Source organism: Pantoea dispersa (assembly GCF_019890955.1).
Lineage (GTDB): Bacteria > Pseudomonadota > Gammaproteobacteria > Enterobacterales > Enterobacteriaceae > Pantoea > Pantoea dispersa.
Genome location: NZ_CP082347.1, coordinates 58,722 through 83,972, shown reverse-complemented (window position 1 = coordinate 83,972; position 25,251 = coordinate 58,722). Strand labels below are relative to the sequence as shown.

Sequence of the window (25,251 nt, the reverse complement as noted above, 5' to 3'; positions counted from 1 at the left end):
TCACTTATTGTATTTCTATATAGTTTATAGATAATGCAAATGAACAGCTGGGGTCAATCGGTAATCGGAAACATGCAAAAAAACTATGACGCGCACGACGTTCCTCAATTCAGTCGCCTGAACGAAGGCGAAGGCGCTCCGCTGTACGAAGTAGTGAAGCGCCATATCAGTGAATCCATCCTGCAGGGCGAACTGCCGGCGGGCACCATTTTGCCCAGTGAAAACAGTCTGGCGGCGAAGTTCGGTGTCTCGGTCGGTACGGTGCGCAAAGCGCTGGCGGCGCTCACGACGGAAGGGATGCTGATGCGCCGGCGCAAAACCGGCACGGTGGTGACCGGCTGGGCGCCGCTGCATAACCTCAGCCATTTCTTTCACTATTTTCGTCTGCATGACAAATCGGGCGGTTTGCTGCAGTCGGAAACGCGACTGCTGGAGTATCAGCACAGCCGCGCCAGCACCGACGAAGCCGATAAGCTGCAGATCGCAGCGGGTGACGCAGTGATTCGCCTGAAACGCCTGCGCCGGGTGAAGGGCATTGCGGCCATGCATGAAACGCTGGTGCTGCCCGCCGCGCGTCTGCCCGACTTTCCGCCGGCGGAACAGCTACCACAGTTGCTGTATCGTTACCTGTTTGAGCAGTACGATGTGCGTGTTGCGGCAGTGCGCGAGCAGATCAGCGCCACGCTCGCTACAGAAGAAGATGCCAGCCTGCTGGAACTTGCTCTGCCACACGCTGTGATGGTGATCGATGAGGTCTCTTTTGATCAAAGCGCCACGCCGGTGATTCTTGCGCATCACCGTTTCAGCACTGAACACTTTATGTATGTCAATGAGATACGCTGATTACGTAGATGTTTTACTGTAAGTTGTTTCAGATGCGCATCGACGCGCACCTGATTAATTTGCACCAAAACGCAGCGAGCGTTGTGAATAACAACCGCTGAGATGACCTCACTGAACAGGACATTTCCCATGGCAGCACGGCAGCACCATTACCAGATTTACCTTCGCTGGAGCGGCAATCGCGGCGATGGCACAGCTTCTTATACCGCTTACGATCGTGACAGCGAATTACAGGCACCCGGTAAACCGCCCATTTTGCTGAGTGCCGATCCGGCATTTCGTGGGGATAAAACGCGCTGGAATCCTGAGGAATTGCTGCTGGCGTCTGCGGCGGCCTGCCATAAGCTGTGGTATTTACACCTGTGCGCCGATGCCGGCATTGTGGTGGAGGAGTATGAAGATGCTGCCGAAGGGAACATGGTCGAGGGGGCGCGTGGCCGCTTTACCGATATCACGCTGAAGCCGCGCATCAAACTGCGCGACCCAGCGGATGCCGATCGCGCGCGGGCATTGCATCATCAGGCACACGAAGCCTGCTTCATCGCCAACTCGCTGAATTTTCCGGTAAACTGCGATCCTGAATTTTTCTGATTATGATGCGCGGGCCAGCGGCGTTTGCCACAGCCGCACGCCGTTGCGCCCGGCGCGCTTCACTTCATACAGCGCTTCATCCGCATGGCGCAGCCAGTCGCTTAACGATTCGGCGCTGACCGCAGGCGCAATACCGATACTGACCGAGCAGCGAAACTCTGCCGAGGCCGGTAAGCGCAGCTGGGCAATCTTCTCTTTTAGCCTTTCGGCCAGTTCAACCACCGATTCATCACTGGCCTGATGCACGATGACGCCCAGCTCATCGCCGCCAAAGCGCGCCGGAATGTCCTGCAGCCCGACATAGTTGCGCAGCAGCGCCGAGATCTCGGCCAGCAGAAAATCGCCCGCCTCATGGCCCCAGCTATCATTGACCACTTTGAAGTGATCGACATCCAGCAACAGCAGATAGCCGCTGCTATCGCCGCGCCGCGTGCTGAGAAACTCACTCTCCAGCCGCCGCTCAAACAGGCGCCGGTTAGGGATTTTCAGGCCGGGATCCATCAGCGCGATGCGCTCCAGTTCACGGTTGCGGGTGCGTAAATGCCAGGTGAGATTGTAGGAAGCCACGCTGAGTACCAGCATATAACAGGTGGCCAGCGGCAACGTCAGCCAGACGGTTTGCGTGCTGAACGCCAGATGTACGCTGGTGCCATCCAGCAGCCACACCATAATAAACCCGCACAAAAATGCCTGTATGGCGGCAATCAGCTGCGCGCCGCCGCCAGCGGCATAGCGATCCGATGCCAGCACCGCCATGATAACAAAAGAGGGCATGGGGCTTAGCGCCATCAGCGCCACCCAGATCCCGCCAAAGGCGGCATCCAGCGTCAGATTCTGGCGTTCGGTACCGGTTGAGTCTTCGGCACGAAGCGCACGCTGATACGCCAGCCAGGGCCAGAAAAAGGCGTTCACAAACAGCAGCGCGCTGAATGCCAGTCCGCGCTGCATTTCCAGTAACACTGAGAGAATCGGAAAGAAACAGAGGATCGTGCCGAGCTGACGCATGATGAACATACGACGGACGAAGCGTTTTGACCGGCGCTTCAAATGGTTTTCATCAGGCGAGTAGTAATTCATTCACGGGAAAATTCAGGTCGACAAAAATGGCAGTGTATCGGGAAAAAGCCGCTCTGCGGCGACTTTTTTTAAGAATTTTCGCCTTGCACATTGGCGGGCACGTAAATACACGTGCTTTGCCGCCAGATAGTAACAGCGGCCAGCGGGTAAAGTTCGCTGCCGCTGCGCGTGTTGTTAGCTTGCAGCTCCCTGCAAACGAAACTGGCTGACCAGCCGCTGCAGCATGAATGCCTGCTCTTCCAGCGCCTGTGCGGAATGGGATGACGCGCTGACCAGCGACGCATTTTGCTGGGTGGTACCGTCCAGCTCACCTACCGCGCGCGCGATTTGCTCAATGCCGCGGCTCTGCTCATCAGAAGCAGCCGCGATCTCCGCCATGATTTCATTCACGCGTGCGATGCTACTGACAATCTGCTCCATCGTTTCACCCGCGCGCGCTACCTGCTGATGGCCGTTGCTGATACGCCCGACCGATTCGCCAATCAGTCGTTCAATATCTTCCGCCGCTCCGGCACTGCGCTGTGCCAGATTACGCACTTCGCTGGCGACCACGGCAAAGCCTCGCCCCTGCTCGCCGGCGCGGGCGGCTTCAACCGCCGCGTTGAGCGCCAGGATATTGGTCTGGAAGGCGATGCTGTTGATCACCGCAGTAATCTCGGCAATTTTCTTAGAACTATCAGAAATCTCGCCCATGGTGCTGACGACGTTGTGCACCGCGATACCGCCCTGACTGGCGTTATGCGTCGCTTCCGCCGCGATCTGGCTGGCGAGACGCGCATTGCTGGCATTATTTTTCACCGTGGCGGTGAGCTGCTCCATGCTGGCGGCGGTTTCCACCACCGCAGCCGATTGCTGGGCGGTGCGCGACGACAACTCCTGGTTGCCCTGATGTATGGTGCTGGCAGCCTGCGACACATTGCTGACGCTGTGCAGCACCTCGCCAATCATGCCGCGCAGCCGCGCATTCATGCGTCCCATGGCAGAGGTGAGCTGGCCGAGCTCGTCCTGGCGATTAGTGACAAACTGCGAGCTGAGGTCGCCGCTGGCAATGCGTTCCGCCAGCGCGAGGTTATGAAACACCGGGCGCGTAATCTGCCGGATGATGGTCCAGGCCACCAGCACGCCAAGCACTATCGCCAGGCTGCCAATCAGCAGCGAGAGCGCCGCTGACCCGTTAGCCAGTTCATCGTTACGTGCCTTAACCAGGGCGATGATCTGTTTGATCGCCGCGCTGCTGTTATCGCCTGCTACTTTGACGGTGTTTTCCGCGACACGCAGCTGGCCGTAAATCGCTGCCGCCTGCAGGCTCAAATCTTTAAAACGTTCGGTATCCTGCCATAGCGCGTTAAATCCGCCCTGCTGCTCCGCTGGCAGCTGAGTCAATAGCGTGTTCATGTCCTGTCCGGCGCGCTGAAAATCATGTTCCAGTTTATTGCGCAGTGCCTCGCTGACGTTGAAGCGCAGCGCCCAGGCCTCTTCGCGCACATTACTGATAGCAAACAGCAGCTGATAAATCTGGTTGGTGAGTTCGGGTGTGCTGACGGGGGTCCGGATTAGCCCGGTATAGCGCGACGTCATGTCCTGCTGGCTCAGCGCGTCCAGCTGGCTGCGCAGATCGTTGAGCTGTTGGGTTGCCTGGGTCATGGCGGTGATGCTGTGCTGGAAACGGGCAAGATGGCTGGCGACATCGTTGAGCAACCCTCTGGCGTCCGCCGTCCACGGCAACTGCTGGGCCTGCTGCGTCAGTTGCTGAGCGTGCGTGACGTAATCCGTCATGGTGTCGCCCGCTTTGTCCTCGCCGTATAGATATTTAAGACGATTGATTTTGGCCTGAAAGACTTCAATGTTGATGTCATAAATCAGATTGGTTTTCTGATAGATGTCGTGAATCTGGTTGAATCGTTGCACGCTGAGCGCTGTGGCCAGCGCCACCAGCAGCAGGACGATGCCGAAGCCCGCCGCCAGTTTGCGCGTGATGCGCACATTCCGTAATCGGGAGACCAGTCCCATGTCTCGCTCCTGTCATTGTTGTTTTTGTTGAGTCTGCAGAAGGGGTTATCGGACCGTAACGGGAATTATTTACTGTTGCGGGGCGAAAATGTGCTGTGTCATAAAAGCGGTATAGTATTTAGCCAAAATACTCTTTTAAAGCACTTCTTAAAGCGCTAATATCAGCACCATAAAGTGTTAATATACTTCACCTGTTTTCATTATCTAAGTCCGGATACCTCACCATGCCATTTCAGATCCTGTCAAACACCGCTGCCAGCATCACCGATTTAAAGCGTGATCCCATGGGAACAGTGCGTTCAGCGGAAGGGGAAACCATTGCTATCTTAAACCGCAACGAGCCCGCTTTTTACTGCGTTCCACCGGCTGTTTACCAATATCTGATGGAATTAGCAGAAGATGCAGAACTGGGTCGTATCGCTGATGAACGCATTTCTGAATTAGCGGATGCGAAAGAGATTTCGCTGGATGACTTATAAATTAAAGTTCGTTCCTTCCGCTGAAAAGGAGTGGAAGAAACTGGGTCATCCGGTGCGTGAGCAGTTTAAGAAAAAGCTGGTACAACGGCTGGAAAATCCCCGTGTCCCCTCAGCACAACTTCACGGACGAAAAGATCAGTACAAAATAAAACTACGTGCTTCAGGCTATCGCCTGGTGTACCTGGTGCAGGATGAAACCATCACTGTCATGGTATTAGGTGTGGGTAAACGCGAAGGCAGTCAGGTCTATGCGGATACGGAATACAGATTGCCTGAGTAATCTGTTGATAGAAAAGCCGGCGATTTCAGCCTGAAATCGCCAGCCATGGCCGGGCAATTACCAGCGAGTTGCCAGCATATCAATGACGAAACGGTACTTCACCTCGCCCTTCAGCATACGCGGGAAGGCCGTTTCGATCTCTTCACCGGCGATCAGCTCAATATCTGCCGTGATGTTATGCTCGCCGCAGAAATCCAGCATCTCCTGAGTCTCTTTGATGCTACCGATCGATGAACCGCTGATGCTCAGACGGCGAAACACCAGCGGCGTGACGTTCGGCGACTGATGCGGTTGGTCAGGAATGCCGACCAGCACCAGACGGCCATTGGTCTTCAGCGTCGCGAGGTAAGGATCGAGATCGTGCGGTGCCGCCACGCAGTCAATGATGAAATCAAGCGAGGTCTGGCATGCCGCCATCTGCGCGGCATCACGCGATACCACCACGCGCGTCGCACCAAGACGACGTGCGTCAGCGCCTTTTTCCGGCGAGGTAGTAAACAGAGTAACCTCAGCGCCCAGCGCGCTGGCCAGTTTTACCGCCATGTGGCCCAAACCACCCAGCCCCACTACCCCGACGTTATCGCCGGCTTTGACGCCAAAATGGCGCAGCGGTGACCACACCGTCACGCCCGCACACAGCAGCGGTGCCACGCCCGCCAGCGCCAGATTTTGCGGGATCGACACGACAAAATGCTGATCGACCACCACATTTTGCGCATAGCCGCCCCAGGTGCTGTCGCCGGTGTATTTATCGATGCCGTTGTAAGTGGCGGTGAAGCCCGCTTCGCAGTACTGCTCTTCCTGCTGCTGGCAGAAGTGGCAGGCACGGCAGGAATCCACCATTACTCCCACGCCAACCACATCACCGGCTTTGAAACGCGTAACCTGAGTTCCGGTCTCCAGCACGCGTCCAACGATCTCGTGGCCCGGCACCAGCGGATAACGACTAACCGCCCACTCATTGCGCGCCATGTGCAAATCAGAATGGCATACGCCGCAGTAAAGAATTTCAATCTTTACGTCCTGCTGCTGCAGCGGACGCAAGGTAATCTGGCCGGCAGCCAGCGGTTGCGCTGCATCCTGTGCCACCAGTGCGTTAATTTTCATGATGCCTTCCTCAAATTCTGATGTGGGCTGAATGAAGGCGGCAGACTATAATCAACGCGGTGCAGAATTGATAGTAGTCACTATTTGGTGACCATAAAGGAGAGTGCGATGCCAGCCTGGGTTGATGGCAAACTGTTTTTCTATGCGGATTCGCCACCGCGCCGTCTGATGGATCTGTTTTCGGTGAAATGGAGCACAATGGTGCTGCACGCGTTGTATCACTGGCCGGGACAGCGCGCCCGTACCGGTGAACTGCAGCGTAGCCTGCAGGGGATTTCGAAAAAAATGCTGTTTCAGACACTGAAAGAGCTGGAGCAGCGCGGCTTAATTGCGCGTCAGGTTTACGAAGTGATCCCACCGAAAGTGGATTACCGGCTGACCGCGCTAGGCATGACCTTCGCCCGGCCGATTGAGCAGATGTATCAGTGGGGATTAGAAAACCAGGCGGCACTGGATGAAATGGAAGCTAACCTTCGCGCGGCAGGCGGCACGCCGGCGGAAAACGCCCGCCCTGCAGCGTCATCCGCCCGTGAATAACCACGCGCGGGTCGCATACTGTCCGTCGCGGCGCGATTTATCACACACAAAATAGCGCCGCGGTTCGTGGATCGATCCGGTGCCCGTTAACCAAACGGCGTTTCGCGTGCCAGCAGGCGGGCGATGACGTTGAGAGCGCCTTCGTCGTTATTACTTTCCGTCCGATAACGCGCCACGGCTGCCACCGGTGCAGCGGCGTTGGCCATGGCAAAGCTGTAACAGGCCTGACGCAGCATTTCGATGTCGTTGGCGCTGTCGCCAATCGCCAGCACTTCACAATCATCAATGCCCCACTTCTCCTGCAGCAGCGCGATGCCGTGCGCCTTATGGCAGCCGGGAATGATTAAATCGACAAATCCAAATCCGCTGGAGACCGGATGCATGATGTTTTCAATCGCGTTCAGTTCGCTGTGCAGACGCGCCAGCAGCGCCTCGACACCTTCGTGTGCCAGATTCAGCGAAAACTTGAAAATGGTATCGTCGATATCGTACAGGCTGTCGCGCTTCTCCAGCCGACGATAGTGATTGGCCAGCATGGCGACCACCTCATCCGGCATTGACTTGTGCACATAGGCGCCGTTGCGACCGCACACCACGGTGCTGATCTCCGGCTCTTTGGCGAGAATATCCAGCACCTGATGAACACGTTCCGGCGCCAGTTCGCCGCAGAAAATTTCTTCATTGCTGTCGGACACCCAGGCACCGTTTTCAGCCACGAAGGCGATCTCATCTTTGATAGCGGGAAAATAGTGCTGCAACTGATAATACTGATTGCCGCTGGCGACCACGAAACGGATGCCTTTCTCCTTCAGCAGCGCGTACTGGCGCGCAAAACGCTGCGCGTTGTACTGCTTATTGTCATCGAGAAATGTCCCATCCATATCCACCGCAATCATTTTTACTGCCATCATGCTCTCCCGTCTCTGTGTGCCGTCAATCCATCCGGCTTTACCAAGGTTTTATCAAGCTTACTCGCGGTGTGGATTAATGAGAATGTGAATAATGAGTTTGTTAACCGCTTTCAGAGATTTCCAGCCCATTTTTTACTGCAATTCGGCCCCTTTTTCTCTGATCCAGGCACAGAACATGTCTGCCATATCGCGCGCATAAGCCTGAATTTCTGCTGCGCTGCGCGGCGATTCGGAAAAATGCTTGCCGACGTCCCCCAGCGTGCTGTTGATTAAATCCGCCGCCCGCGCCACCTCAGCCGCATCCCGCTGCGGCAGCAGCTGTTGCAGAAATTCGCACATCACATTCTCGCCATTAGCGCGCGCGGCCTGCACTTCCGGCGCATCCCGGTAAAGCGGCGCGGCATCATTCAGTGCGGTGCGCATCGCCGCCTCTTCACACTCCGAGTGCAGGAACGCCCAGGTCAGCTGATGCAAGCGCTGACGCGGCGTAGATTCGCTGTCGCGCAGAATCGAACCCAGCAGATCGCCGGTTCGCTGCCACTCTTCGCTCTGCAGACGGAAAAGGATAGCGGCCTTGTTGGGAAAATACTGGTACAGCGATCCAATACTGACGCCCGCCCGTTCGGCCACGCGGGCAGTGGTAAAGCGCGTGGCGCCCTCCTGCTCCAGAACCTGAGTCGCCGCCTGCAAAATGGCTGCCACCAGTTCACTGGATCGCGCCTGCTGCGGCTTTTTTCTTTCAGAAATCTTAGCGTTACGTTGTGCGGCCATCGTCTGCTCCTGAACGCGAATAGTGAAATGCGAGTAATTCATCGTATTCTGTTCCTGACGCAAAATCCATCTTCCGATGCAGGAACCCCGATGATGAACACCCTGACTTCCGCGCCGCTGGCGCCGCTGCTTAACTATCTGTTTGAGCTGGCGGATAACATGGCGCATCCCACCAATGAAGCGTTTCGCGTGATGTCCGATGAGGAGCAAACGCGTCTGCTACAGAGCAAAACCGATTACCGCGAACTTTACGGTCATTTAAAAGATGTGCCGCTGGCGGTCTCGCGGGAAACCGGCAAACTGCTGTATATGCTGGCGCGCAGCAGCCGGGCGCAGCATATCGTTGAGTTTGGCACTTCGTTTGGTCTCTCCACCCTGCACCTGGCAGCGGCGGTGCGCGATAACGGCGGCGGCCGCATCATCACCAGCGAGTTTGAACCGGGCAAAGTGGCGCTGGCGCGCAATCATTTTGCCGATGCTGGCGTCAATGACCTGATTGAAATTCGCGTGGGCGATGCGCTGGACACGCTGAGTCAGGACCTGCCAGCCAGCGTTGATATGCTGGTGCTGGATGGCGCGAAGGCGATCTATCCGGAGATTCTGCAGCTGGTGCAGCCCTGGTTGCGTCCGGGTGCCCTGATTGTGGCCGATGATGCCGATTTCAGCCCGGAGTATCTGGAAATGGTGCACGGCAGCCGCCTCTATACCTCGCTGCCGTTTGCTGATGGCGTCGAAGTTTCAATGTGGCTGGGATCGCCGCATCAAGGCGCTTAACAGCGCCACGTTTATGTTATATCGTTACAATCCCGTGCTCTGATTGAGGTTGCTGCGATGAAGGTTACCGTTCCACTGTTAGTGATTGCTTTTGCTTCGGCGAAAGCGGGAGCATTTCAGGCGAAAATCGATCCATTGAAGCTGGCGCTGAAACCGGCTAACGCACTTGCCAGCACCGATCAGGCGCAGCCGCTGGCGATTGCCGAAGCGCATGCGCGCCTGGCGGCGGCGGTGAGCGGCTGTCAATGTCCGTTCTGCACCCAGATGCGGCTGATGAATACCGGGTTATGATGATAGGTTCGTCGCCGCACAGCCCGCTGCGCGGCGACGCATCAGTCAAACCATGGCTGGAACGGATCCGGCAACTGTGCCCAGCCGTCTGGCCCCAGCGCCATCTCCTCATCGGTCAGTAACGCATGGTGCAGCTGCTGACGCAGCGCAGTTTCATCCATATCGATCCCGATGATCACCATCTCCTGCCGCGCATCCCCCGTGCCTTCATGCCAGTTTTCGCGGATGTAATGCAGCGTGTCTGCATCCTGCGGCCAGCGATCTTCAGGCACGCAGGCCCACCACATCCCGGCCAGCCCCTGCCGCGTGACGCCGCCGGCCTGCGACCAGGATCCGGCGTGACGCGGGCGGGTTGCCAGCCAGAAATATCCTTTCGACCGCACCACGCCCTGCATGTGCTGCGTAATCACCTGATAAAAACGCTGCGGATGGAAGGGACGACGCGCGCGGAAAACAAAGCTGCGGATGCCGTACTCTTCAGTTTCAGGCGTGTGCTCGCCGCGCAACTCTTTCAGCCAGCCGGGGGCCTGTGCCGCAGCATCGAAGTCAAACAGGCCGGTATTCAGTACCTGATCAAGCGCCACCTGACCAAACTGCGCGCGAATAATCCGCGCACGGGGATTGAGCGAGTGCAGAATCGCGGTCAACCGTGCCTGCTCCGCCGCATCAATCAGGTCGGTTTTGTTGAGAATCAGCACATCGCAGAATTCAATCTGATCGATCAGCAAATCGACTACCGTGCGCTCATCTTCCTCGCCGAGCGATTCGCCGCGCGAGCGGACGCTTTCGCTGGAATCATAGTCACGCAGGAAATTGTAGCCATCCACCACGGTCACCATAGTATCCAGCGCCGCTACGGCGGACAGGCTTTGCCCCTCTTCATCGGCAAACGTAAAGGTTTCCGCCACCGGCAGCGGCTCAGAGATGCCGGTCGATTCAATCACCAGATGATCAAAACGCCCCTCTTTCGCCAGCCGGTTGACCTCCAGCAGTAAATCTTCGCGCAGCGTGCAGCAGATGCAGCCGTTGCTCATTTCCACCAGCTTCTCGTCGGTACGTGACAACGCCGCCCCGCCCTCGCGCACCAGCGCGGCATCAATATTCACTTCCGACATATCGTTGACGATCACCGCCACGCGGCGGCCTTCGCGGTTGTTGAGAATATGGTTAAGCAAAGTGGTTTTTCCGGCGCCGAGAAAGCCAGAGAGTACGGTGACCGGCAGCCGCCTGAAGCCGCCGTTTGTGGATAAAGCTGACATAATCACTCCTGAATAATGACATCACGCGCACCTGAAGGGGTGCTGATATTGATATGTTATAACATAACAATATGCAGTGTCATGATCGTCGTGCACTTTTTGTGGGGATTTTGCCTTTCAGGGAAAGCGAACAGCGGGCCGGGCGCCCGCTGCGGGCAATTACTGGTTGTCCGGATAGCTCAGTTCGATGGCATCGTCCGGCAGTTGAGTGAAGGTTTTCACGAGGGTATGGAAATCCGCCACCGGCTTGAGATCGTCAAACTGCTGCGGATAGAGATCCTTCGCGAGGATTTCCATGCCGATAATATTGTACGGGTGATTGTAGAAGTGATGATACACCCCATACACGCGCCCCTGCTTCACCGGCGCGATTTGCGCCAGACCGGTACGCTGCAATAACGTCTGGAACGTGGCACGCACTTCCTGCGGTTGCACGCCGTAACCAAACGGCAGCACATTGCTGTTTGGCCGCTTCGAACCGGTCATGATGTAAACGTCCGGTTTCATGGCGATGATTTTTTCCAGCGCGACAAAGCCGGCATTGCCTGGCAGCAGTGCCGAACCAATATTTTTGCCGCCGACCGCTTCTACCAGGCCACCCCAGCCATTATGGCTGTGGGTAAAGCAGCAGTTATCGCTGTTACCGGCAATGGGTTCGATAAATACCGTGGGTTTGTTTTTGACCTTCGCAACGGCTTGGGTGATGCGGTCGAAGCGCTGCTGGTAAAAATCGGTGTAGGCTTTGGCTTCGCTTTCGCGGTTCAGCACTTTGCCCAGTAGCGTGACGCTCGGGGCGGTGTTTTGTGCCGGATGCAGTTCATAATCGACGAACAGCACCGGGATGTGCAGGTTGTTCAGCGTGCTCAGCACGCCGGATTGTTCCAGCGCCGGCTTAGCGCGCAGCTGCGCAATCATCAGATCCGGTTTCTGCGCCAGCACGCTTTCCAGATTAACCTGGCCCTGATCGCTGAAGCCCATATCGACAATTTTTGTCGCTTCAGGCCAGCGGCGCTTTAGCATATCCCAGGTTTGCGTATCCTGCTTTTTCGGCAGATTGTTCCAGGCCACGACACGTTTAAACGGATTGTCGCGATCGAGCAGCGCCAGCGTCAACACATCGCGCCCATCCTGCAGAATGATGTGCTGCGGTTCTTTGCTGATTGTTTGCGTGTGACCATCCATGTCGGTGACGGTGAGCGGATAGTCAGTCGCGCAGGCTGCGGTTGAGACCAGAATCCCCATTGCCAGTAACAGGCGCGTTTTCATGCCAAAACTCCGTGGTAAAAGAAATAGTTATTATTATCAATTACCTTAACACAACCTTAATCACGGCAAAATAAACCCGACGGCACGCGGTTGTAAGCGAATAATACGGCGCCGGGAGCCCGCCGCATTAAGCTGTAGCGAAGCAACGGCTCAGGTGAAATCAGACAATTTTTGCCCGGACGCGATCAGCTCCTGCAACAGCATCTGTCGGCGTTCCGCCGGGGTATCACGACTGACCATAAAGCAGATCGCCGCGACCGCCTGGCCGCTGCGCGAGCGAATCGGTGCAGCCATACAGCAGGTAAAGCTTTCGGACAGACCTTCGGTCATGCAGTAGCCCAGCTGGCCGGCTCGGTGAATCTCTTCAAGGAAGGTCTGCTTATCGAGAATCTGACCGCTGGCCAGCCGGTAATCCTCCTCCGGAATCAGGTCGAGGATGGCGCTGTCCGACCAGTTACTCAGCAGCAAACGACCGGTCGCCGTCCAGGTGATCGGCACGCGCACACCGATATCAGAGGTGATCTTGAACGGATGGGCGTTGCTCTCCGACAGCACCACGGTGTATTTGTTACCTTCCAGCATACACAGCTGGACGGTTTCGCCATGACGCGCCACGATCTCAACCATAAGCTGATGTGCACGACGGATTAGATCGTTGTGGGCCATGTAGTCCGCACCGTAATAGTGCATTTCACGACCGAAAAATACGGCACCTTCCGCATCAAGCTCAACCAGACCCGCTTCACTCAGCAAACTGACCAGTTCATAAACACTGGAGCGCGGTGCACCGGTCGCTTCGATTAAATCCCGCATCGCCATAGGCTGACGCGCGATATGCAGCTGGCGAAAAATATCAATAACCCGGTCAACACCGCGTGCCCGGGACGTTTTTTCATCCGGCATACGCTCACTCCCCTGTCGTTACGGTGCTACTCATCTGCGTTTAAAAAGAGCTGCATGATACACCCGGCAAACGGAATTACCCATCCCCACAATAATAAAAATCTTTCCGGCGAATTTATTTATCATGCGCTATTTTCGGGCCCCATTGTGGCGCATAAAAAGGATGAGCCTCACTGTTAATTTCGATAGCGGTCACATTTCCATTCAAAAAAATCAGGCACTGGATTTTATTTTGCGATCGCACCAGCACGGCAAAAAATTAATTGCCGATTGGCATATTGCAAAAAAGCAACAGCTGTGCAAATCTCGTCCTATCCGGTATTGCAGATAGCAGTCTGGTATATCAGACAGAAACAGAAGTGTGCAAAGGAGCAGAAAGACATGACGATCAAACGTTATGGCATTGAGGGCGGTACCGGTACCGGCGGGCAAAAATTGCCGTTCGCCCGCGCCGTTGAGGCCGATGGCTGGCTGTATATCTCAGGCCAGACGCCGATGCGCGACGGCGAAGTAGTAGAGGGCGGCATCATCGAACAGACACAGTTAGCGTTCGACAACTGCCTCACCATCATGCGCGAAGCGGGTTATCGCGTGGAGGATGTGGTCCATGTGACAGCGGTGTTGACCGACGCGCGTTATTTCAGTTCTTTCAACAAAGTATTCAGTGAGATATTCAGTGGTCATCCACCGGCGCGTATTTGTAGCGTGCAGGATTTAGTGGTCGACTGCAAAGTCGAAGTGGACATGAAATGTTTCCGCGCCGATCGTAAATAAGTAATACCGTTCAACCAGGCTGCGATGTTCATTTTCTTCGCCAACACCAGGCCAGCCTGATATTAATTAGTGCATTTGCTTTTTCAAAAAAATAACCCGAAATACGCGGTTCGGCCGCTGCGCTGGCGATCGTCTATTAAACGGGTGATGCGGAATAACGCCGTCTCGTCAAACATTTAAAGAGAGCATAAAGATGAATGCAACATCGCTGAAATTAAGTGCCAAAACCGTGGCCGGTGCGCTGGTCTTGCTGGCGATAGCAGGCTGTACGCCCACCGAAGAGAAAAAAGAGACTGGCGCAGCGCCACAGTCGGCGCTGCAAACCGTGCTGCAGCGCGGCACATTGCGCGTCGGTGACTGCCTGAGCTTCGCACCGTTCGGTTTTTATGGCAAAGACGGCAACCCGGATGGTTACGACGTTGACCTGGCGAAAGCGCTGGCCAAAGAGATGGGCGTGAAGCTGGAAATGGTCAACACCACCAGCGCCAACCGCATCCCTAATCTGCAAACCAACAAAGTCGATGTGGTGTTTTGTAACTTCACCCGCAATCTGGAACGTGCCAAAGAGATTGGCTTCACCAATCCGTACGTAGTAGCCAGTGAGGCAATGCTGGTGCGCAAAAACAGCGGCATTCAGTCTGCGCATGACATGGCCGGCAAAACCATTGCCACGGTGAAAGGCTCGACCAATGGCGACGAAGTGCGCAACCTCGGCATCGACGTGAAAATTCAGGAGTACGACTCATCCCAGGCGGCGATTCTGGCCGTCAAACAGGGTCAGGCCGATGCGATGATCGAGGATAACAACTTCCTCGCTTACCAGGCGAAGCTCGATCCGTCACTGGCCGTGACCAACGAAGCGCTGGTACCACTGGAGTACAACGCCTTTGGGGTGAAACAGGGCGACCAGGTATGGACCAATTACCTCAACGAATTCCTGTTTGAAATCAACGCATCCGGTGAGAACGCCCAGCTGTATGAGAAATGGTTCGGCAGCAAACCGCGTTATCCGCTGAATCCGCAATACTGATTGTCCGCCCACGGCGCAGTCGCACAGGCTGCGCCGCCTGAAGGAGTCATACCATGAGTTATCAATGGCTAACCCTGTGGCGTTACGCCGACACCTTTCTGGAGGCCGCGTGGCTCACGCTGCAGGTTACCCTGCTGGCGTTCGCGCTGGCGGTGGCGCTCGGTCTGCTGGCCGCACTGGCGAAATCTTCACCGCTGGCGCCGCTGCGCTGGATCAGCCACTGTTATGTTGAATTCATCCGCAATACACCGGTGCTGCTGCAAATCTTTATCATCTTTTTTGGCCTGCCGTCGCTCGGTATCACCATGAGCGCCTTTACCGCCGGCGTGCTGGCACTGGGGATTAACGTCGGTGCCTATTTGTCGGAAACCTTCCGCGCCGGTATTCAGTCCGTGGCGAAGGGCCAGCTGGAAGCGGCGTATATCCTCGGCATTCCGCGCCACCAGATTTTCCTCAGCGTGGTGATGCCGCAGGCGGCTCGCGCCGTCTGGCCGGCGATCATCAATAACCTGATTCAGCTGCTGCTCGGTACGTCGCTACTCTCGGCGATCGCCCTGCCGGAGCTGACCGGCACCGCCACAGTGATCAACGCGCGCACCCTGCTTTATATCCAGACCTTCAGCGTGGTTGCCCTGGTGTATCTGGTGCTGAGCAACCTGTTTTCATGGCTTGGCACCGTGGCCGGACGCCGGCTGTTCCACCCGCCGCTGGTGACGCCGGTAAAAAAGTCCGGCTGGCGGTGGGCAAAAAAATGGCTGATTAATCCAGTGAAACGAGAGAATGCGTTATGAGCGAACTTATCATCAGCTCGCTGCCAATCCTGCTGAAAGGGCTGGTCATCACCTTACTGCTGTCCATCGCCGCTATCGCCGGCAGCACCCTGCTCGGTTTACTGGCCGCGGTGCTTCGCACCAGCCGTCTGCCGATCGCCAGAGAGATTGCCGTGCTGTACACCGAGCTGTTTCGCGGCACGCCGGTACTGATCACCCTGATGTTCATTTACTTCGGCGTGGCCTATTTTGGCTATGAAATCAATTTGTTCGCCGCCGGCATTCTGGGCCTGAGCATTTATCAGGGCGCTTACATTGCTGAAGTGTTCCGGGCCGGCATTGAAGCCGTGCCGAAAGGGCAGTGGGAAGTGTCGTGGATCCTCGGATTATCAAAACGCCAGACGTTTCTCAGCGTAGTGCTGCCACAAACGCGCGGCATCGTACTGCCGCCGCTGGTGGGTCAGTATCTTTCACTGATCAAAGATACGTCAATTGTCAGCATGATCGGCATGTCGGAGCTGATGCACCAGGGGCAGGCGATTGTCGATCGCATTGGCCAGCCGGTGGTGGTTTACGGCCTGGTCGCCCTGCTCTACTTCGCTGTCTGCTTTCCGCTTTCCCGTTGGGTTCAACATCATCAAACCAGGAGCCAGTTATCATGAGCAAATCCGCCATTACGCTGAGCCGTATTACCAAATCCTTTGGCGCAACTCAGGTACTGAAAGAGATCAGCCTGGACGTGTCGCCGGGCGAAGTGCTGGTGCTGATTGGCGCCTCCGGCTCGGGAAAAAGTACCGTGCTGCGCATTATGAGTGGTCTGGAAACCGCCGACGGCGGCGAAATCTGGGTCAATGAAGTACCGCTGCACGACCGTAAACGCAGCAGTGAAATTTGCGGCCACGTCGGCATGGTGTTTCAGCAGTTCAACCTGTTCCCGCATAAAACCGCACTCGGCAACGTGACGCTGGCGCTGATTAAAGCGCAGAAGCTGTCCGAAGCGGAAGCGAACAAACGCGGCATGGCGGCGCTGACGCGCGTTGGCCTGGCGGAGCGCGCGCATCACTATCCGGCTCAGCTTTCCGGCGGGCAGCAACAGCGTGTGGCGATTGCCCGCGCGCTGGCGGTCGAGCCGAAAATCATGTTCTTCGATGAAGCCACCTCCGCGCTCGATCCCGAACTGGTTGGTGAAGTGATGGAAGTGATGCGCAGTCTGGCACGCGAAGGCATGACCATGGTGGTGGTGACGCATGAGATGGGCTTTGCGCGTAAAACCGCCGATCGCGTGGTGTTTATGGACCAGGGGGTGATCGCCGAACAGGGTTCGCCGGAGCAGATTTTTGTTAATCCGCAGAATCCGCGCACCCAGCAGTTTTTGTCGCGCGTGCTTGAGCACTAACAGGAGGCAGGATGTCGATTCACTTCCCTTTGCAGGCCGACGGCGCGCTGGATGCGCTGCAGCCTGCGCCGCGGTTTAAATCGGTGGCCGGAACGGGCAATCAGCCGCTGGCTAACGGCACGCCGGTGTTTAACAGCCCTGACGTTTTCTCACCGCTGATGCTGATGAAACAATCGGCGCTGGAGAATAACCTGCGGCAACTGGCGGCGTTCTGCCGGGAAAACGGCGTGATGCTGGCCGCGCACGGCAAAACCTCAATGTCGCCGGCGATTCTGCGCCGTGCCGTCAGTGAAGGCGGCGCCTGGGGCCTGAGCGCAGCGACGCCGGCCCAGGTGCGCGCGCTGCGCCAGTTTGGCATCCGCAACGTGTTTCTCGCCAATGAACTGGTGGATCCCGCCGGGATCCTCTGGATTGGCCAGTGGCAACAGCAGCATCCCGACCACGGCTTTCTCTGTTATGTGGATTCGCTGCAGGGCGTAAAACTGCTTGAGCAGCATCTCGGCGGCGCGCAGATCGCCGTACTGCTGGAGATGTCGGTCAGCGGCGGCCGCACCGGCTGTCGCTCACCGCAGGCCGCGCTGGAAATCGCCCAGGCAATCCAAGACAGTCGCTCGCTGCAGCTGGTGGGGGTGGCCGGTTATGAAGGTGCGCTGGGTGCCGGACGCGATGCCGCAGGCATGCAGCGCGTGAAAGATTACTGCGAGATGATGATCGCGACCGCCGCGCTGCTCGCTGAACATCAGCTGTTTGCCAGCGGGGAAATTATTCTCAGCGCCGGCGGTGGCGCGTGGTTTGATGTGGCCGCGGCCTGCTTCAGCGCGGCACAGTTGCCGCTGCCGGTCACGCCGCTGATTCGATCCGGTGCGTACATGGCACATGACAGCGGCTTGTATGCACGCATTGCCCCCTTTGCGCAGCCGGGTGCAACGCACCATTTCAGCGCCGCACTGGAGATCTGGGGCCGCGTGTTATCGCGTCCGGAGCCGGGGCTGGCCTTTGTCGATTTCGGCCGGCGCGATGTGCCGTTCGATCAGGATCTGCCCAATCCGCTGTGGATTCGTCAGGCGGACGGCAGCGCACCGCGCGCGGCTACGCATTTGCGCATCACCGACGTCAACGATCAGCACGCTTATTTGCAGTTACCGGCGGACGATCCGCTGCAACCGGGCGACTGGATTGGCTGCGGCATTTCCCATCCCTGTACCGCATTTGACAAGTGGCGTTATTTACCGTTGGTGGATGATGACTATTGCGTCACCGATTCACTGGAAACCGCGTTCTGACGCTTTTTCAGCCACAAAAAAGGCTGCCAGTGCTGGCAGCCAGTTCTGGCACATCCCTGTGCGACCATGCGGGTCGGCGTTGTGCCTTCAATGAACACATAATAACACAGATTATAATTAGCAGGCTAGTTATTTGTTGCCAGCGCCAGCTTCACCGCGTCCTGCGCATGGATTAATGTGGTATCGAACAGCGGCACCGCCGCATCCTCCGCTTTAACAAGCAGCGTGATTTCGGTACAGCCAAGGATAATGGCTTCAGCCCCTTGTGCCACCAGCTGAGCGATGATGTCACGGTACTGCGCGCGTGATTCTTCACGGATCACGCCGAGGCACAGCTCCTGATAAATAATGTCGTGCACCGTTTTACGTCCGGTAGCGTCCGGTACCAGCACCTCGATGTCATATTGCTGCTCAAGGCGCCCTTTATAGAATTCCTGCTCCATGGTGAACGCGGTCGCCAGCAGACCGACGCGTTTCACGCCGGCCTGACGAATGCGTTGTGCCGTGGCGTCAGCGATATGCAGCAGCGGAATGCGGGTGGCCGTGGTGATCTGATCGGCGACTTTGTGCATGGTGTTGGTGCACAGCACAATGAAATCCGCCCCGCCCTGCTCCAGGCTACGGGCGGCTTCGGCCAGGATTTCACCGGCCTGCTGCCATTCACCGGCGACCTGCAATTTCTCAATTTGCTGAAAATCGACGCTGTACATTAGGCTGTGCGCCGAGTGCAGTCCGCCCAGCTGTTGCTTTACCTGTTCATTGATGATGCGGTAATAGAGCGCGGTGGATTCCCAGCTCATGCCGCCAATCAGGCCAATCATTTTCATCAGTTACCGTTCCCCACGGAAATTAGCTCGTCTGGCACTGTACGGTATTCAATGAAGGCTTGAAAGCATCGCGGCGCTGAACCGCATCGCAGGCACAAAAAAGCCCGGGATAACCCGGGCTAAGCACGTTAACGGAGAAAAGGATTGTTATTATTTGTACAGCTCAGCAGTCATGTCCACGCCGTTGTCTGCGCGGGCGCTGGTGATTTTGTAGCTGTCCGCACCACTCGCTTTAGCCTGAGCGGCAACCTGGGCTTCAGCGCTATCCAGCGTGCTGCCGTGAACGGAGATGCTTTCAGCGGCGAAGCTACCGAAAGAGATCATAGAAAGAGCAGCAACAGCAGCGATGGTCAGAGTTTTTACGTTTTTCATGGTCATATTCCTTCAATGTTTGGGTCAGAGCTGAATGCTCTGCATGGGAGTTATAGTAACCATTGTTATTATTACCTACCTAACAAAAAGTGCGATCTTAATCACACTATGTGCGGTTTTGCTCTGCCAGCGGCTGCGGCCAGCGCGCGCCAGGAAAGAGCGACAGACGGATATTGAACAGATGAAACAGCGGCGCAAACAGCGCATTTTCCTGCTGCGCCGCCGCCTCCAGCCGCAGCAGTAACACATCAAGCTCATGCAGCAGCGCCGGCGATGGCGTGCTGTCCAGCGTTTTCAGCCGCTGCTTAAGAAACTGACTCAGCTCGTAAAACATGGCCGCGCTTTCTATCTGGTTCGCCGACAGCAGGTGCCGATGACGGGTGTAATAGTCATAGCAGTTAGCCCCGAGCCAGGCCTCCGCAATCAGGTTACCACCCGCCACCAGCTCCGGTGCCGGATCGACGCGTTTACGCGGCAGAATCACGTTTACTCTGTCCAGCGTGCGTGCGACAAATTGCTGCCGCGCCGTCAGCGTGGCGGTGTTCATGCGCAGCGCGGTAATAAACTGCAGCAGATCGCGAATGCCTTTACGCAGCGCACGCGTGGCCGTCCATGACGGGCGTTTGTTGCGAATCAGCAGTGTCAGCACCAGCGCAACGGCAATGCCCACCAGCGTGGAGATCATGGCATTCACTATAAGCTGCAAGTCGGGTTTGAAATGGTGGCTCATGCCGATCAAACCGGGGATCTGCGTGGCAACGATGAGACCGATCAGGTTGGTGGACGGATTGGCAATCACCAGCCCTAAAGCAAATAATCCCGGCGCGAGGCAAATCACCAGCGCTTCAAACGTCACCGCCTGTGGGATCAGCAGCGTGACGTAAATCAGGCTGATCGCCATGGAGATTAGTACGCCCTTCAGAAACAGCTTCATTGGCGCGATGGGGCTATCCAGCCCGGCGAAGAACGAACATAGCACCGCCGCCATCATCGGCGCGGTTGAACCATCACGCCAGCCGCTGCCGATCCAGAACAGGCAGCTGGCAAAGGTGGCGATGAAGGCAGTAAAGCACGACAGCAGTAATAGCCCTTTATCGACATGCTTGTGCGCGCGTGACGCCTTGCCCGGTTTCACCGCTGGCGTCCAGTCACTGACGCGCTCGCTGACGCTGTGGTAAGCATCAGCAATACGGACAAAATTGAGTAACCGTTCCAGCAGGCCGATGAGCAAGATGCTCTCTTCACTGTTAAGCCGCCCTGCGCGCCAGGCCTGCTGCAGCTGCTCCTGAGCGCCGGTGAGGCGATCGCGCACCGGCTGTTGCGCGTCGCCGTTCAGCCAGTGTAAAAATTGCTGAAAGGCCGTCGCGACATAATCGGGAAAGCGGATCTGCTGCTGTGCCAGCAGATTAAGACGCGATTCAATGGCGGTGAGCGTCGGGATCAGGTACGACAGATGCTGATACTGCACGCTGACCAGCCGCACCAGCCGCCGCGCGGCATCCCCTTCATAGACGCAATGGGTGATCAGCGTTTCGACGTTAAGCGGATAGTTGGCCATCTGCACCAGAATATCCTCGCGCTCCAGCGATTTTGCCGCAGGCATCGCCGTCATCAGCTCGCTACACAATTTATGCGCGTTCTGATACCACAGCCCGACGCTCTGTTCGAGCAGATGGCGCATCGAAACCGGGAAGATCAGCCGATGCACCAGGCTGCTGCAGACAATCGCCACGGTGATTTCCTCAATGCGGGAAATTACCGTATAGGTAATGGCGCCGGGCGAGGTCACATCGGGAAAGCCCATAATGGCGGCGCTGTAGCCGGCCAGCATAAAGACGTAACTTTTTGGCGTGCGGTCGTGCAGCGAGAGATACAGGCAGACGGCAACCCAGAGTGAAATACACAGGCTGAACAGCATCGGCGACTGGACCGTAACCGGATAGATCAACAGAGTAAACAGCCCGCCGAGCACGGTGCCAAAAAAGCGAAACACCGATTTGGACACCGTCGAAGCGGAATACAACTGCGAGGCAACATACACGGTGGTAAGTGACCAGGCGGGTTTGTCCAGGTTAAGTTCCAGCGCAAGATAAAAAGCCAGAAAGGCGGCCAGACAGGTTTTGGCAGAGAACAGTACGGCGCTTCGGGAAAACCACTTCATAGAACGGGAGCAACCTATAGCAGGCAACGTTATCGCTTATCCTGACAGAAGCCTGCGGCGATGACATTTTGATTTGTTATACAAATTATTACCGTGCTAATTATCCGGTTCTCTATGCAACTTGCCCATTACAGTGAATGCTGATGCAGGCTGGAATTAGAGTTATAAGCGATATTAAAAAGTTATTTATTGGTTATATAACAACTTTGCCAGGATGGAGGAAAAACCACGAGAGACGTCCCATGAAAGCACAACGTTTTGCCCTGAGCGCACTGGCACTCAGCTTCGGCCTGCTCGCCACGCACGCCTTCGCCGCCAACCCGGAAACCGTCACCATCGGCTATCAGAAAGCCAACATTTTTGCGCTGCTGAAATATCGCGGCACGCTGGATGAGACCTTCAAAAAAGAGGGTATTGCGGTGCGCTGGGTGGAATTCCCCGCCGGCCCGCAAATGCTGGAGGGGCTCAACGTGGGCAGTATCGATCTGGCCGCCACCGGCGATGCGCCACCCGCCTTCGCGCAGGCGGCAAAAGCCGATCTGATTTATCTCGGACATTCACCCGCCAACCCTAAAACCGAAGCCATTGTGGTGCCGAAAGACTCACCCATCAAAAGCGTGGCCGATCTCAAAGGCAAACGCGTTGGCCTGAACAAGGGTTCAGACGTCAATTATCTGCTGGTGAAAGCGCTGGAAGATGCCGGGCTGAACTATAAAGATGTCACGCCGGTTTACCTGCCGCCGGCCGATGCGCGCGCCGCCTTCCAGAAGGGCGCAATCGATGCCTGGGTGATCTGGGATCCCTACCTGGCTGAGGTCGAAGCCAACGCAGGCGCGCGTGAAGTGCGCAACGCCGAAGGTCTGGTGCCGCACTACACCTTCTATCTTGCCAGCCGCCCGTTTGCCGAAAACCACCCACAAACGGCTAAGCAGGTGGTTGACGAGTTGAGCAAGCTGAGCGACTGGGCCAATCAGCATCAGGATGAAGCCGCCGCGATTCTGGCGAAATCCACCGGTCTGGATAAATCCATCTGGCAGACCACGCTGCAACGCCTGCCTTATGGCGCGTCACGCATGTCACCGCAGGTGTTTGCGGAACAGCAGGCGCTGGCGGACACCTTCACCCGCGTCGGCCTGCTACCGGTGAAGGTTGATGTGCGCAGCGCGACCTGGTCGCTGGATAAGAACTAACCCCTCTATGTTCTGGCGATTAAGCGCCTGACCTGAAGCGGAGTAAGCCTGTTTTCTACGGCCGGACGGTAAGTTACCGCATCCTGAGGGCAAACTTATCGCCCTCCGCTTAACCTTTCACAATGAAGATATGCCGGCTCACCTGATCACATCGACCGGTACCTGACGTTAATTCAGCTGATTTTCAGCTTAAACAGCCGATTCATTGCCACCCGGCCTGAATCGGTTACGTTGACTTCACGGTATCCCTGTATACGCTTTACCCATTCTTTTTGCAGGAAAAGCGTAAACAGGGCTGAGCCCGCGTCACCGCCGAGGTGGAAACGCCTTTCACTCCAGTCCAGACAGGGGCAACAAGGCTTGCGCCGTGTGCGGGAGTTAAGTAAAACGCCCATGTTCTCAAAATGGATTTTGCCGGCTGATGTCAGTCCCGACCCCTCTGCTTCCAGCCAGTTTTCCCTAAGCATAAAGTCATAAATTTCGACAGCAAGCTCGCCTGCCAGATGGTCATAGCAGGTGCGTGCATAACGCAGATGAAGCGGCGTACTGGAAACGGGGGCCTTAATGGTCCCCATGGAAACCCCCATCAGGTTTTCCAGCAATCCGGCGATAGGATGGCCAGCCAGACTGTAATAGCGATGACGACCCTGCATCATGCAAATGACCAGACCGTTGCTGAGGAGTCGGTTCAGATGCCCGCTGGTTGTCGAGGCTGCTATGCCAGCCACTACGCTAAGTTCGGTCGCTGTCCATGCGCGCCCGTCCATCAGCGCGCACAGAATAGCCACCCTTGACGGGTCTGCCAGCGCAGATGCCACCATTGCCATTGATGTTTCAAGGACATTATCCGGCTCACTTTCGCGCGTTTGGTTAACAAGGTTCATTCAGAAGCTACTGCCCATTTTCGGGTTACTTCGGCTGCCCGGACATCATCATCCGTAATGAGAATGAGCCGGTTATGGTGGTCGCTGTACTGTACCAGAATATTGATGCCGTTCCGGGCAAGCGTGTCAGCGATTTCGCCCAGCTCTCCGGGACGTTCCTGCGCTAATTTTCTGACCAGAGGACGACATAGGTTGCCGACTTCAAAACCGGCTTCAGTTAATACCGTGCGCGCTTTATAACCGTCTTCAACCAGAAAGTGCGCATGTCCGCCTTCCGGTGTTGTAAATACGCCACCTCCTTCAAGACCCACACCGTTTTTCCCCAATACACTCCCCAGTAAACCCAGCGAGCCCGGGCTATTTTTGAGAATAACGTGAATGTCATGCATGCGGATTGGTTCCCTTATCAGAAGAGTAATCACGGAATACGCTGGCTACCCGTATCCTGTAGAATGAAAAAATCGACTGCCTGCCTTCTTGCTGCACGGCCTGATGCATCACATTGCGTTTCCACCCGGCGACAGCATCCTCATCTTCCCACCAGGACAAAGAGAGGATCTTGCCGGGCGTGGTCAGGCTCTGGAAGCGTTCAATGGAAATAAATCCGGGCGTGTCGGATAAAAGAGGTTTCAGCTCAGAAGCAAGTTGAAGATATCGCTCCTGAGCTGCTGGCAGGGCTTCTGCCTCAAAAAGTACTGCAATCATGGTCCGCTCCTTCGTTAATTTTCAGACAGCTTAATGAAGACAAAGCCATGTTGCTTCGGCCGGTACCGAAGTGTCTGTGTCAGCGAAGCCATCTGCATGAAAAAGCGATAAACAGCAAACGCAGAAGTTAAAAGGCGGGAATATGGAACCACTGGCTATGACCGCTTCTGATACAAAGCGGATTCATATACACTTCGATGTCTGGTATAAGCGAAAAACAGACATTACAAGCAGTTTTGGACTGAAACCCTAATGGCTTCACAATAATGACATCAATACTAAAATTTATGCTTATCCTGGAATGGAGTTATACCTCTGAACATAAATATAAGAACCGCCCAGGCAGCTGATGTCGATGGCATGTTTCATGTCAGAATCTCAGTTATCGAGAATCATTTAAGTCGTGAGGAAATGCAGCGAATCGGGATTACCGAAAACGTAGTAGCTGATTTGATTGAAAAGAGTTGCTGTGCATGGGTTGCGACTGATAACGAAAAAATTATTGGTTTTTCTATGATTTTACCTGATGAAGGCTGCCTTTTTGCTGCCTTTGTTCTCCCGGAGTACGAAGGCAGGGGTATAGGTCGCAGGCTTGTTGAAATCGCGGAAAAGGAATTATTCAGGCATCATGAGATTGCCTGGCTTGAAACTGACAAACAAAGTCGTGCAGCAAAATTTTACATACAGCTCGGCTGGGGCAATAAAATTGACATCAATGACACAGATATCAGATTAGAGAAACATCGCTGAGTGAAATCTA

Annotated in this window: 29 protein-coding genes; 15 read left to right on the top strand and 14 right to left on the bottom strand. The window is 55.9% G+C overall.

What is annotated here, in order from left to right; all coding sequences use genetic code 11:
• Window positions 1–72 precede the first annotated feature (72 nt).
• Entirely contained in the window at window positions 73–843 is a 771-nt protein-coding gene (locus tag K7H94_RS19145; protein WP_222952273.1) for a GntR family transcriptional regulator, read from the top strand.
• A gap of 129 nt (window positions 844–972) precedes the next feature.
• Complete coding sequence (locus K7H94_RS19140; RefSeq protein WP_222952272.1) at window positions 973–1,434, top strand: OsmC family protein; 462 nt, start codon at window positions 973–975, stop codon at window positions 1,432–1,434.
• On the opposite strand, the gene K7H94_RS19135 is transcribed toward K7H94_RS19140, so the two are convergent.
• Both K7H94_RS19135 and K7H94_RS19130 read right to left on the bottom strand, forming a co-directional pair.
• The gene (locus tag K7H94_RS19135) at window positions 1,435–2,511 is read right to left on the bottom strand and encodes a diguanylate cyclase (protein ID WP_021508737.1); all 1,077 of its coding nucleotides are present in this window, start codon (window positions 2,509–2,511) and stop codon (window positions 1,435–1,437) included.
• 174 nt (window positions 2,512–2,685) lie between these two features.
• A complete protein-coding gene (locus K7H94_RS19130) occupies window positions 2,686–4,521 on the bottom strand; it encodes a methyl-accepting chemotaxis protein (protein ID WP_222952271.1) in 1,836 nt (611 codons plus the stop codon).
• 224 nt (window positions 4,522–4,745) lie between these two features.
• Between K7H94_RS19130 and K7H94_RS19125 the strand changes: the two genes are divergently transcribed.
• Both K7H94_RS19125 and K7H94_RS19120 read left to right on the top strand, forming a co-directional pair.
• The gene (locus K7H94_RS19125; protein WP_058758675.1) at window positions 4,746–5,000 is read left to right on the top strand and encodes a type II toxin-antitoxin system Phd/YefM family antitoxin; all 255 of its coding nucleotides are present in this window, start codon (window positions 4,746–4,748) and stop codon (window positions 4,998–5,000) included.
• The gene (locus tag K7H94_RS19120; RefSeq protein ID WP_058758676.1) at window positions 4,990–5,280 is read left to right on the top strand and encodes a type II toxin-antitoxin system RelE family toxin; all 291 of its coding nucleotides are present in this window, start codon (window positions 4,990–4,992) and stop codon (window positions 5,278–5,280) included. The genes K7H94_RS19125 and K7H94_RS19120 overlap by 11 nt, the downstream gene beginning before the upstream one ends.
• Window positions 5,281–5,337: 57 nt before the next feature.
• Here K7H94_RS19120 and K7H94_RS19115 read toward each other — a convergent pair whose 3' ends face one another.
• Window positions 5,338–6,387, bottom strand: a complete 1,050-nt coding sequence (locus tag K7H94_RS19115) for an NAD(P)-dependent alcohol dehydrogenase (RefSeq protein ID WP_222952270.1) — start codon at window positions 6,385–6,387, stop codon at window positions 5,338–5,340.
• Window positions 6,388–6,495: 108 nt separating this feature from the next.
• Between K7H94_RS19115 and K7H94_RS19110 the strand changes: the two genes are divergently transcribed.
• Window positions 6,496–6,924, top strand: a complete 429-nt coding sequence (locus tag K7H94_RS19110; RefSeq protein WP_222952269.1) for a winged helix-turn-helix transcriptional regulator — start codon at window positions 6,496–6,498, stop codon at window positions 6,922–6,924.
• 86 nt (window positions 6,925–7,010) lie between these two features.
• Here K7H94_RS19110 and K7H94_RS19105 read toward each other — a convergent pair whose 3' ends face one another.
• On the bottom strand, window positions 7,011–7,832 hold the full coding sequence (locus K7H94_RS19105; RefSeq protein WP_021508741.1) for a Cof-type HAD-IIB family hydrolase: 822 nt from the start codon (window positions 7,830–7,832) through the stop codon (window positions 7,011–7,013).
• 135 nt (window positions 7,833–7,967) lie between these two features.
• Window positions 7,968–8,606: a TetR/AcrR family transcriptional regulator gene (locus K7H94_RS19100; RefSeq protein ID WP_058770564.1), complete on the bottom strand. Its 639-nt coding sequence runs from the start codon at window positions 8,604–8,606 to the stop codon at window positions 7,968–7,970.
• A 93-nt stretch (window positions 8,607–8,699) separates the two neighbouring features.
• On the opposite strand from K7H94_RS19100, the gene K7H94_RS19095 reads away from it, so the two are divergent.
• Both K7H94_RS19095 and K7H94_RS19090 read left to right on the top strand, forming a co-directional pair.
• A complete protein-coding gene (locus tag K7H94_RS19095) occupies window positions 8,700–9,380 on the top strand; it encodes an O-methyltransferase (protein WP_222952378.1) in 681 nt (226 codons plus the stop codon).
• A 57-nt stretch (window positions 9,381–9,437) separates the two neighbouring features.
• Entirely contained in the window at window positions 9,438–9,671 is a 234-nt protein-coding gene (locus K7H94_RS19090) for a hypothetical protein (protein ID WP_058781352.1), read from the top strand.
• A 41-nt stretch (window positions 9,672–9,712) separates the two neighbouring features.
• On the opposite strand, the gene zigA is transcribed toward K7H94_RS19090, so the two are convergent.
• From zigA to K7H94_RS19075, 3 genes are all read right to left on the bottom strand, one after another.
• Window positions 9,713–10,930, bottom strand: a complete 1,218-nt coding sequence (zigA, locus tag K7H94_RS19085; RefSeq protein WP_222952268.1) for a zinc metallochaperone GTPase ZigA — start codon at window positions 10,928–10,930, stop codon at window positions 9,713–9,715.
• Window positions 10,931–11,089: 159 nt separating this feature from the next.
• Window positions 11,090–12,196: an ABC transporter substrate-binding protein gene (locus K7H94_RS19080; protein WP_222952267.1), complete on the bottom strand. Its 1,107-nt coding sequence runs from the start codon at window positions 12,194–12,196 to the stop codon at window positions 11,090–11,092.
• 150 nt (window positions 12,197–12,346) lie between these two features.
• Window positions 12,347–13,099, bottom strand: a complete 753-nt coding sequence (locus K7H94_RS19075) for an IclR family transcriptional regulator (protein ID WP_222952266.1) — start codon at window positions 13,097–13,099, stop codon at window positions 12,347–12,349.
• A 381-nt stretch (window positions 13,100–13,480) separates the two neighbouring features.
• Here K7H94_RS19075 and K7H94_RS19070 point away from each other — a divergent pair, with 381 nt between their 5' ends.
• The 6 genes from K7H94_RS19070 to K7H94_RS19045 all read left to right on the top strand — a co-directional run bounded on the left by K7H94_RS19070 (window position 13,481) and on the right by K7H94_RS19045 (window position 18,352).
• A complete protein-coding gene (locus K7H94_RS19070; protein WP_021508748.1) occupies window positions 13,481–13,873 on the top strand; it encodes a RidA family protein in 393 nt (130 codons plus the stop codon).
• Window positions 13,874–14,066: 193 nt separating this feature from the next.
• Window positions 14,067–14,903 (top strand): ABC transporter substrate-binding protein, encoded by an 837-nt coding sequence (locus K7H94_RS19065; protein ID WP_222952265.1) that lies wholly within the window; start codon window positions 14,067–14,069, stop codon window positions 14,901–14,903.
• Between the two features lie 53 nt (window positions 14,904–14,956).
• Window positions 14,957–15,694, top strand: a complete 738-nt coding sequence (locus tag K7H94_RS19060) for an amino acid ABC transporter permease (RefSeq protein WP_150059721.1) — start codon at window positions 14,957–14,959, stop codon at window positions 15,692–15,694.
• Window positions 15,691–16,335 (top strand): amino acid ABC transporter permease, encoded by a 645-nt coding sequence (locus tag K7H94_RS19055; protein WP_021508751.1) that lies wholly within the window; start codon window positions 15,691–15,693, stop codon window positions 16,333–16,335. Before K7H94_RS19060 ends, K7H94_RS19055 begins: the two co-directional genes overlap by 4 nt.
• Window positions 16,332–17,069 (top strand): amino acid ABC transporter ATP-binding protein, encoded by a 738-nt coding sequence (locus K7H94_RS19050; RefSeq protein WP_021508752.1) that lies wholly within the window; start codon window positions 16,332–16,334, stop codon window positions 17,067–17,069. The genes K7H94_RS19055 and K7H94_RS19050 overlap by 4 nt, the downstream gene beginning before the upstream one ends.
• 11 nt (window positions 17,070–17,080) lie before the next feature.
• Window positions 17,081–18,352 (top strand): alanine racemase, encoded by a 1,272-nt coding sequence (locus K7H94_RS19045; RefSeq protein WP_222952264.1) that lies wholly within the window; start codon window positions 17,081–17,083, stop codon window positions 18,350–18,352.
• 125 nt (window positions 18,353–18,477) lie between these two features.
• Here the strand turns inward: K7H94_RS19045 and K7H94_RS19040 are convergent, their stop codons facing one another.
• The 3 genes from K7H94_RS19040 to K7H94_RS19030 all read right to left on the bottom strand — a co-directional run bounded on the left by K7H94_RS19040 (window position 18,478) and on the right by K7H94_RS19030 (window position 21,712).
• Entirely contained in the window at window positions 18,478–19,179 is a 702-nt protein-coding gene (locus tag K7H94_RS19040; RefSeq protein WP_222952263.1) for an aspartate/glutamate racemase family protein, read from the bottom strand.
• Between the two features lie 150 nt (window positions 19,180–19,329).
• Window positions 19,330–19,551: a YdgH/BhsA/McbA-like domain containing protein gene (locus tag K7H94_RS19035; protein WP_010615756.1), complete on the bottom strand. Its 222-nt coding sequence runs from the start codon at window positions 19,549–19,551 to the stop codon at window positions 19,330–19,332.
• A 106-nt stretch (window positions 19,552–19,657) separates the two neighbouring features.
• Window positions 19,658–21,712, bottom strand: coding sequence for an FUSC family protein (locus K7H94_RS19030; RefSeq protein WP_222952262.1), 2,055 nt, complete (start codon window positions 21,710–21,712; stop codon window positions 19,658–19,660).
• Window positions 21,713–21,954: 242 nt separating this feature from the next.
• Between K7H94_RS19030 and K7H94_RS19025 the strand changes: the two genes are divergently transcribed.
• Complete coding sequence (locus K7H94_RS19025; RefSeq protein ID WP_222952261.1) at window positions 21,955–22,902, top strand: sulfonate ABC transporter substrate-binding protein; 948 nt, start codon at window positions 21,955–21,957, stop codon at window positions 22,900–22,902.
• Between the two features lie 173 nt (window positions 22,903–23,075).
• On the opposite strand, the gene K7H94_RS19020 is transcribed toward K7H94_RS19025, so the two are convergent.
• Genes K7H94_RS19020 through K7H94_RS19010 form a run of 3 tightly spaced genes read right to left on the bottom strand, consistent with a single transcriptional unit; the run spans window position 23,076 to window position 24,491 of the window.
• A complete protein-coding gene (locus K7H94_RS19020) occupies window positions 23,076–23,786 on the bottom strand; it encodes an ArsR/SmtB family transcription factor (RefSeq protein ID WP_222952260.1) in 711 nt (236 codons plus the stop codon).
• Window positions 23,783–24,175: an amino acid-binding protein gene (locus K7H94_RS19015; protein ID WP_058781345.1), complete on the bottom strand. Its 393-nt coding sequence runs from the start codon at window positions 24,173–24,175 to the stop codon at window positions 23,783–23,785. The genes K7H94_RS19020 and K7H94_RS19015 overlap by 4 nt, the downstream gene beginning before the upstream one ends.
• Window positions 24,168–24,491 (bottom strand): antibiotic biosynthesis monooxygenase family protein, encoded by a 324-nt coding sequence (locus K7H94_RS19010; protein ID WP_125310276.1) that lies wholly within the window; start codon window positions 24,489–24,491, stop codon window positions 24,168–24,170. Before K7H94_RS19010 ends, K7H94_RS19015 begins: the two co-directional genes overlap by 8 nt.
• A 315-nt stretch (window positions 24,492–24,806) precedes the next feature.
• Between K7H94_RS19010 and K7H94_RS19005 the strand changes: the two genes are divergently transcribed.
• Window positions 24,807–25,241, top strand: a complete 435-nt coding sequence (locus tag K7H94_RS19005) for a GNAT family N-acetyltransferase (protein ID WP_222952377.1) — start codon at window positions 24,807–24,809, stop codon at window positions 25,239–25,241.
• The last annotated feature ends 10 nt before the right edge of the window (window positions 25,242–25,251 follow it).

Excerpts from the sequence above, each read along its gene's own strand:
- K7H94_RS19020 (WP_222952260.1), bottom strand. The coding sequence starts at position 23,786 with ATGAACCTTGTTAACCAAACGCGCGAAAGTGAGCCGGATAATGTCCTT.
- zigA (WP_222952268.1), bottom strand. The coding sequence starts at position 10,930 with ATGTCAGCTTTATCCACAAACGGCGGCTTCAGGCGGCTGCCGGTCACC.
- K7H94_RS19115 (WP_222952270.1), bottom strand. The coding sequence starts at position 6,387 with ATGAAAATTAACGCACTGGTGGCACAGGATGCAGCGCAACCGCTGGCT.
- K7H94_RS19135 (WP_021508737.1), bottom strand. The coding sequence starts at position 2,511 with ATGAATTACTACTCGCCTGATGAAAACCATTTGAAGCGCCGGTCAAAA.
- K7H94_RS19065 (WP_222952265.1), top strand. The coding sequence starts at position 14,067 with ATGAATGCAACATCGCTGAAATTAAGTGCCAAAACCGTGGCCGGTGCG.
- K7H94_RS19120 (WP_058758676.1), top strand. The coding sequence starts at position 4,990 with ATGACTTATAAATTAAAGTTCGTTCCTTCCGCTGAAAAGGAGTGGAAG.
- K7H94_RS19110 (WP_222952269.1), top strand. The coding sequence starts at position 6,496 with ATGCCAGCCTGGGTTGATGGCAAACTGTTTTTCTATGCGGATTCGCCA.
- K7H94_RS19125 (WP_058758675.1), top strand. The coding sequence starts at position 4,746 with ATGCCATTTCAGATCCTGTCAAACACCGCTGCCAGCATCACCGATTTA.
- K7H94_RS19130 (WP_222952271.1), bottom strand. The coding sequence starts at position 4,521 with ATGGGACTGGTCTCCCGATTACGGAATGTGCGCATCACGCGCAAACTG.
- K7H94_RS19015 (WP_058781345.1), bottom strand. The coding sequence starts at position 24,175 with ATGCATGACATTCACGTTATTCTCAAAAATAGCCCGGGCTCGCTGGGT.
- K7H94_RS19050 (WP_021508752.1), top strand. The coding sequence starts at position 16,332 with ATGAGCAAATCCGCCATTACGCTGAGCCGTATTACCAAATCCTTTGGC.
- K7H94_RS19105 (WP_021508741.1), bottom strand. The coding sequence starts at position 7,832 with ATGGCAGTAAAAATGATTGCGGTGGATATGGATGGGACATTTCTCGAT.
- K7H94_RS19035 (WP_010615756.1), bottom strand. The coding sequence starts at position 19,551 with ATGAAAAACGTAAAAACTCTGACCATCGCTGCTGTTGCTGCTCTTTCT.
- K7H94_RS19010 (WP_125310276.1), bottom strand. The coding sequence starts at position 24,491 with ATGATTGCAGTACTTTTTGAGGCAGAAGCCCTGCCAGCAGCTCAGGAG.
- K7H94_RS19025 (WP_222952261.1), top strand. The coding sequence starts at position 21,955 with ATGAAAGCACAACGTTTTGCCCTGAGCGCACTGGCACTCAGCTTCGGC.
- K7H94_RS19055 (WP_021508751.1), top strand. The coding sequence starts at position 15,691 with ATGAGCGAACTTATCATCAGCTCGCTGCCAATCCTGCTGAAAGGGCTG.
- K7H94_RS19040 (WP_222952263.1), bottom strand. The coding sequence starts at position 19,179 with ATGAAAATGATTGGCCTGATTGGCGGCATGAGCTGGGAATCCACCGCG.
- K7H94_RS19080 (WP_222952267.1), bottom strand. The coding sequence starts at position 12,196 with ATGAAAACGCGCCTGTTACTGGCAATGGGGATTCTGGTCTCAACCGCA.
- K7H94_RS19045 (WP_222952264.1), top strand. The coding sequence starts at position 17,081 with ATGTCGATTCACTTCCCTTTGCAGGCCGACGGCGCGCTGGATGCGCTG.
- K7H94_RS19100 (WP_058770564.1), bottom strand. The coding sequence starts at position 8,606 with ATGGCCGCACAACGTAACGCTAAGATTTCTGAAAGAAAAAAGCCGCAG.
- K7H94_RS19075 (WP_222952266.1), bottom strand. The coding sequence starts at position 13,099 with ATGCCGGATGAAAAAACGTCCCGGGCACGCGGTGTTGACCGGGTTATT.
- K7H94_RS19145 (WP_222952273.1), top strand. The coding sequence starts at position 73 with ATGCAAAAAAACTATGACGCGCACGACGTTCCTCAATTCAGTCGCCTG.
- K7H94_RS19095 (WP_222952378.1), top strand. The coding sequence starts at position 8,700 with ATGAACACCCTGACTTCCGCGCCGCTGGCGCCGCTGCTTAACTATCTG.
- K7H94_RS19060 (WP_150059721.1), top strand. The coding sequence starts at position 14,957 with ATGAGTTATCAATGGCTAACCCTGTGGCGTTACGCCGACACCTTTCTG.
- K7H94_RS19070 (WP_021508748.1), top strand. The coding sequence starts at position 13,481 with ATGACGATCAAACGTTATGGCATTGAGGGCGGTACCGGTACCGGCGGG.
- K7H94_RS19090 (WP_058781352.1), top strand. The coding sequence starts at position 9,438 with ATGAAGGTTACCGTTCCACTGTTAGTGATTGCTTTTGCTTCGGCGAAA.
- K7H94_RS19030 (WP_222952262.1), bottom strand. The coding sequence starts at position 21,712 with ATGAAGTGGTTTTCCCGAAGCGCCGTACTGTTCTCTGCCAAAACCTGT.
- K7H94_RS19140 (WP_222952272.1), top strand. The coding sequence starts at position 973 with ATGGCAGCACGGCAGCACCATTACCAGATTTACCTTCGCTGGAGCGGC.